6 protein-coding genes are annotated in these 6,158 nt (G+C 39.0%); 5 read left to right on the top strand and 1 reads right to left on the bottom strand.

From position 1 onward, the window contains the following. Window positions 1-141: 141 nt before the first annotated feature. A complete protein-coding gene (locus ACFE6N_RS11625; RefSeq protein ID WP_378936578.1) occupies window positions 142-1,797 on the bottom strand; it encodes a glutamine--tRNA ligase/YqeY domain fusion protein in 1,656 nt (551 codons plus the stop codon). A 113-nt stretch (window positions 1,798-1,910) separates the two neighbouring features. On the opposite strand from ACFE6N_RS11625, the gene ACFE6N_RS11620 reads away from it, so the two are divergent. From ACFE6N_RS11620 to ACFE6N_RS11600, 5 genes are all read left to right on the top strand, one after another. Continuing rightward, entirely contained in the window at window positions 1,911-2,333 is a 423-nt protein-coding gene (locus ACFE6N_RS11620) for a cobalamin B12-binding domain-containing protein (protein WP_378936576.1), read from the top strand. Window positions 2,334-2,336: 3 nt separating this feature from the next. Beyond that, window positions 2,337-3,116: an enoyl-CoA hydratase/isomerase family protein gene (locus ACFE6N_RS11615; RefSeq protein ID WP_378936574.1), complete on the top strand. Its 780-nt coding sequence runs from the start codon at window positions 2,337-2,339 to the stop codon at window positions 3,114-3,116. A gap of 147 nt (window positions 3,117-3,263) precedes the next feature. Next, window positions 3,264-4,682 carry a sigma-54-dependent transcriptional regulator gene (locus ACFE6N_RS11610; protein WP_378936572.1) on the top strand — a complete coding sequence of 473 codons (1,419 nt, stop codon included), beginning with the start codon at window positions 3,264-3,266 and terminating at the stop codon, window positions 4,680-4,682. Window positions 4,683-4,746: 64 nt separating this feature from the next. Next, entirely contained in the window at window positions 4,747-5,796 is a 1,050-nt protein-coding gene (locus ACFE6N_RS11605) for an AI-2E family transporter (RefSeq protein WP_090981049.1), read from the top strand. A gap of 71 nt (window positions 5,797-5,867) precedes the next feature. Next, the gene (locus tag ACFE6N_RS11600; protein WP_047800161.1) at window positions 5,868-6,134 is read left to right on the top strand and encodes a YtxH domain-containing protein; all 267 of its coding nucleotides are present in this window, start codon (window positions 5,868-5,870) and stop codon (window positions 6,132-6,134) included. The last annotated feature ends 24 nt before the right edge of the window (window positions 6,135-6,158 follow it).

Here is a 6,158-nt window from a genome sequence, read left to right as displayed (position 1 = left end):
CCTGGCAATAGGTGAATATCATCGGTTGTCAAGAGATACTGTTTCAACAAACCGCTGTATACCGAACGGTACGTACAGTGGTGTGAGAGGACAGATAGGGAACTAATCCCTATCTTCCTACTCGATTGGTTTAAAATATTATTAATTTGGCTTCTTAAATGTATCTTTTAGCGTTACTGTTCTATTGAAAACCAATTTATCGGCTGTTGAATCTTTATCTAAACAGAAATAACCTTTACGGATAAACTGATAGCGGCTTTCTAAATTGGCATCTGCCAAAGCAGGTTCGATATAAGCGTTTGGCAATACCGTTAAGCTTTCAGGGTTTAAATAATCTTTAAAATCACCTTCTTCAGCATCTGGTGTTTCTGAAACAAATAACCGGTCATAAAGGCGGATTTCGGCTGTTTTAGCGTGTGGTGCACTCACCCAATGGATGGTTCCTTTAACATTGATCCCGCTCGTGTCGCTTCCGCTTTTCGATTCCGGAATGTAAGTACAATGAATTTCGGTCACGTTTCCATTTTCGTCCTTCACAAAATCTTCGCATTTAACAATATAAGCGAATTTTAAGCGTACCATTGCACCAGGAGCCAGGCGGAACCATTTTTTTGCCGGCACTTCCATAAAATCTTCACGTTCTATCCAAAGCTCATTGCTAAAAGGGATCACTCGTGTGCCACCTCCGTCTTCAGCTTCAGGATTGTTTTCACCGATTAAATCTTCTGTTCCTTTTTCGTAATTCGTAATGACCAGTTTAATCGGGTCTAAAACTGCCATTACGCGATTAGCCGTTTTATTTAAATCCTCACGGATGCAGAATTCCAATAAGCTGAGTTCAATTAAGTTTTCGCGCTTGGCAATACCAATACGTTCGCAAAACTCACGGATACTTTTTGGTGTAAAACCTCTCCTACGCAAACCGCTGATGGTAGGCATGCGCGGATCGTCCCATCCATTTACCAGGTTTTCGTTAACCAGTTGAAGCAGCTTACGCTTACTCATTACTGTACTGGTGAGATTTAAACGGGCAAATTCATATTGTTTGGAAGGAAAAATTTCTAATTTTTCGATAAACCAATCATATAATTCGCGGTGCGAAACATATTCTAAGGTACAGATGGAGTGGGTAATATGCTCAATACTATCGCTTTGTCCGTGAGCAAAATCGTACATTGGGTAAATGCACCATTTATTGCCTGTTCGGTGATGTTCTGCATGTTTAATGCGATAGATAATCGGATCGCGCATCAACATGTTCGGACTGGCCATATCGATTTTAGCTCTCAAAATATACGCACCATCAGGAAATTCTCCATTTTTCATTTTTGTGAAAATGTCTAAATTTTCTTCAATGCTGCGGTTTCGGTATGGGCTATCCTGTCCTGGTTCAGTTGGTGTGCCTTTTAAAGCTGCAATTTCGTCTGCAGAGCTTTCATCAACATAAGCCAGACCTTTTTCAATCAGCTTAACGGCAAAGCCATACAGCTCATCAAAATAATCTGAAGCATATAATTCATTTTTCCAGTTAAAGCCCAGCCACCTGATATCTTCTTGCTGACTGTTTACATATTCTGTTTTTTCGGTAACCGGGTTGGTATCGTCAAAACGCAGGTTGGTATAACCGCCGTATTTTTGTGTTAGTCCGAAATTTAAGCATATCGCTTTAGCGTGGCCAATGTGTAGATAACCATTAGGTTCAGGCGGGAAACGCGTAACCAAAGTTTCATACTTACCACTATTTAAGTCGTTCTCAACAATTTCTTCAATAAAGTTCAATGACTTTTCTTCACTCATAAAAACCTGTAAATTAGGAATGCAAATGTAAAAAGATTAGTGCAATTCTACTTGTTTTAGTTAATGATTAATTTGAAAGCCAAAATCGATACATTTACATCAACTTAATATGAATGATGAGCAAAGTATTAAATCGGCCTATCCGTGTTTTAGTAGCTAAAGTTGGATTAGATGGCCATGACAGAGGCGCTAAAGTAATTGCAACTTCCTTAAGAGACGCCGGCATGGAGGTAATTTATACCGGCTTGCGCCAGACCCCTGAAATGGTGGTCAATACTGCACTTCAGGAGGATGTAGATGCCATCGGGATCTCTATTCTATCTGGTGCACACATGACGGTTTTTCCAAAGATTATTCATTTTATGAAAGAAAAACAGTTGGATGATGTGTTATTAACTGGTGGTGGGATTATCCCCGAGGTAGATCGGTTGAAACTAGCCGCTATGGGTGTTGGAGAGCTGTTTCCTCCGGGTACAACAATGGCCAGTATTGTAGAATATATTCAGAATTGGGTAACAGAAAATAGAAATTTTTAAGCTATGGCATATCAGAATTTAATTTCAGAACTAAAGGAAAACATTTTATACGTTACGATAAATAGGGAAAAGGCACTAAATGCTTTAAATAAAGATACGTTGGCAGAACTTGCAGATGTAATTGCCTATGCAGATAAAACGGATGAGGTAAGAGGGGTTATTTTAACAGGCGCGGGTGAAAAGGCCTTCGTTGCAGGAGCCGATATTAAAGAGTTTTCTGATTATAGCGGTAAGCAGGGAGAAGATTTAGCCAAACTTGGTCAAGATAAGGTTTTTAATGCTATTGAAAACTCTCCAAAGCCATTTATTGCCGCAATTAATGGCTTTGCTTTAGGTGGCGGATTGGAGTTGGCTATGGCCTGCCACATGCGTATTGCGGCAGGCCATGCAAAGTTGGGTTTGCCGGAAGTTACTTTAGGATTGATTCCGGGTTACGGAGGTACGCAGCGTCTTACCCAATTGGTTGGAAAAGGCAAAGCGATAGAAATGATTACAACTGCAGGCATGATTACGGCTCCGGCGGCAGAAAAAATAGGCCTGGTAAATTACGTTGTTCCGCAGCCTGATCTGATAAGCAAGGCCGAAGAAATATTGAATTTGATCAAACACCGTGCACCATTAGCTGTTTCGGCTGCCATAAAAGCGGTAATCGCAGCGGTAAACAATAATAATGGCTATGCTACCGAAATTGAGGCGTTTGGGAAATGTTTCGAAACGGCCGATTTTAAAGAAGGGGTATCTGCATTTGTTGAAAAGAGAAAGCCAAACTTTGCCGGAAAATAAGATTAGTGTAGTATTAATCTGATGTTTTGTATAACAAAAATGTTGCAAATCCTTTTCAATGCAAATTTTTTTGAGTAACTATGTTATTTAATTATTAACTCTATATGTTGTCGATGTATATGGGTTTTTAGGATAACAACGCTGCTCATGAAAAAGAAGATACTCATTGTTGACGATGAAATTAGCATCGGCTTATTGCTCTCCAGATTTTTAACCAAAAAAGGATTTGAAGTTTCGAATGTAACAAGCGGTAAAAAGGTGATGCAGGCGCTTGGAAAAGAGCGGTTCGATCTGGTATTGTGTGATTATCGTTTAGATGATACAGATGGGAAGGAAATTTTAATCTATATTAAAGAGCACTATCCACATACCAGTGTGATTATTATTACGGGCTATTCAGATATTAAACTTGCTGTAGAACTGATCAAACTTGGGGCTTTCGATTATATTGAGAAACCGCTTTACACGGATGAAATTTTAAATACCATTAATAAGGCCCTGGAAGCGCAGGGCGAATTAAGATCTGTTAAACATTTCGATCATGCCGGATGCAAGGGTGTTTCTGATCGGTTTAATTGTCAGGAGTATATTAATGGCGAGAGTGCAGCTTCAGCGTTCTTGCTGAAACAGATCCAGCTCATCGCACCAACAGGTTATACCGTTATTTTAACGGGGAAAAGTGGAACGGGAAAAGAATGTGTGGCCAAAACCATTCATTTAAATAGTTCTCGTCGTGAACAGCCTTTCATTGCCATGGATTGTGGTTCGTTAACCAAAGATTTAGCGGCCAGTGAATTTTTTGGACATGAAAAAGGAGCATTTACCGGTGCTGCCTTTACTAAAATTGGTCATTTTGAACAAGCTAATGGTGGTACATTATTTCTTGATGAGGTCGGTAATTTGTCGTACGAAATCCAGGCAACCTTGCTCAGGGCGGTGCAGGAGCGGAAAATAAAGCGGATTGGCAGTACAAAGGAGATTGATGTGGATGTACGGCTTATTGTAGCTACCAATGAAAATTTAAAGGAAGCGATCGAGAAGGGTGCATTTAGGGAAGATTTATATCACCGATTTGATGAATTTTCGATACACGTGCCGGCATTGAAAGATCGTGACCAGGATATCCTGATTTTTGCCGAACACTTTTTGGCAACAGCAAACCAGGAACTGAATAAAGAAATCAAAGGCTTTTCTTATGAAGTGAAGCAGTGTTTATTGGCATACAACTGGCCTGGTAACGTACGCGAGCTGAAGAACGTGATCAGGCGCATTGCCTTATTAACTGATGGCGACTGGATTGAACCGCATGTTTTGCCACTGGAATTTGGGATGGCTGATTACCCGAAGAAACCGGGTGAAAAAAAAGCCGCACTTTTTCCGCATAGGTCAAATCACGATCCGTCTCTCAATTTACGCCATGCGGCTAAAGAAGCTGAATATCATACTATTTTAGAAGTATTGAGGACGGTTAATTTTAACAAAACCAAGGCTGCAAAAATCTTGAATATCGACAGAAAAACACTTTATAATAAAATCAAATTTATTGATCCTGAAAAAGGAATATAAATCTTAAATCGGGAAAACAAAACCGGCTATTTTAGGATTTAAAGAATAACCTTATTGTCTAAAAATGTCAGTATTTTCTTATAAGCAACGAAATAACATCAACCTGGTTATTATTATTGCGCTTGGGGTGTTAATTGCGTATTCCCTTCAGAGTATCTTTGGTGCAATTTTAAGTACTTTGGTGTTATATACGATCATGAGGCCAGCCTATATCCATTTGGCTGAACACAGGGGATGGAACAAAAGAGTAACGGCTATTTTCCTCATTGTCATTTCCATTATACTTATTGTGATGCCTTTTTATGCGTTAAGCAGTATGGTGATCAGTAAAATTTCAGAATTGAAGAATAATGAGGTTTTTTTCAGGAATTTACTGATTAAACTACAGCACCTCATTCCGTTTAAAATTAACCAGGGTCTTATTCAGGAAGGATTAAACCGCTTAGGCAATTGGGCTACCGACCTTTTTCCTTCTTTACTATCAAGTGCAGTAAATATTGTGTTAAGCTTGTTGGTCGTTTACTTCTTACTCTACTTTATGCTGATTGAGCGGGAAAGATTCGAATTTTCCCTGATAAAATATGCCCCATTTAGGGAACAAAACGCGCTTCGTTTTGGCGATGAAATGAGAAATACCACCTATGCGAATGTATTGGGCCAGGGATTAATCTGTCTTGTTCAAGGCTCATTGGTAAGCCTGTCTTTTTATGTTTTGGGTTATAAAGACCCGATGTTTTGGGGTGTAATTACAACTTTTATTTCCTTTGTACCTGTTTTAGGACCTCCTGTTGTTTTTGTGCCCGCTGCGATTTTACAGATCGCAAACGGAAATAATTTTGCAGGTTGGGCCATGCTTGTTTTCGGTTTTGTAGTCATTATCAATATTGATAATGTGCTGCGGTTTATGATTGCAAAAAAAGTTGGCAATATTCATCCTATAATAACAGTAATTGGCGTAATTATTGGTATACCTTTATTCGGAATACTGGGCCTTGTTTTTGGTCCGCTACTATTATCTTATTTTATACTGCTGGTTAAGATTTACGAAACCAGCACGCTTGCATCAGAAAGATTGGAAAGAATTAAAACAAATAATGAGCATAGCGAGTTATAATATAGCTTAACAATAAATAATGTAGTAGTTTTATATTGTACATCATTGTTAAACCCTTAAAATAATTAATTATGAATGATAACTCAAAAGTTGTAGTTGCGCTTTTAGCTGGCTTAGCTGCCGGTGCAGCTCTAGGAATTTTGTTCGCACCAGATAAAGGTGATGAAACCCGTGATAAGCTTAGCCAGTCATTGAAAGATCTTGGCGATTCTATCAAAGATAAAGCTGCAGATGAGATTAATAATCTGGCTAGCCTGAAAGATAAAGTAGTAGACTCGATTAAAACTAAATTGAGAAGCGTAGAAGAAGAATATAGCGACGACGTAGAGCACGCATAATAAATAAACATTGCATAGCCGGGT

Source organism: Pedobacter sp. BG31 (genome assembly GCF_042464845.1).
GTDB classification, from domain to species: Bacteria; Bacteroidota; Bacteroidia; order Sphingobacteriales; family Sphingobacteriaceae; genus Pedobacter; species Pedobacter suwonensis.
The sequence above is the reverse complement of the archived record's forward strand: the minus strand, read 5'-3'. Positions and strand labels throughout refer to the sequence as shown.

Excerpts from the sequence above, each read along its gene's own strand:
- ACFE6N_RS11600 (WP_047800161.1), top strand. The coding sequence starts at position 5,868 with ATGAATGATAACTCAAAAGTTGTAGTTGCGCTTTTAGCTGGCTTAGCT.
- ACFE6N_RS11615 (WP_378936574.1), top strand. The coding sequence starts at position 2,337 with ATGGCATATCAGAATTTAATTTCAGAACTAAAGGAAAACATTTTATAC.
- ACFE6N_RS11610 (WP_378936572.1), top strand. The coding sequence starts at position 3,264 with ATGAAAAAGAAGATACTCATTGTTGACGATGAAATTAGCATCGGCTTA.
- ACFE6N_RS11620 (WP_378936576.1), top strand. The coding sequence starts at position 1,911 with ATGATGAGCAAAGTATTAAATCGGCCTATCCGTGTTTTAGTAGCTAAA.
- ACFE6N_RS11625 (WP_378936578.1), bottom strand. The coding sequence starts at position 1,797 with ATGAGTGAAGAAAAGTCATTGAACTTTATTGAAGAAATTGTTGAGAAC.
- ACFE6N_RS11605 (WP_090981049.1), top strand. The coding sequence starts at position 4,747 with ATGTCAGTATTTTCTTATAAGCAACGAAATAACATCAACCTGGTTATT.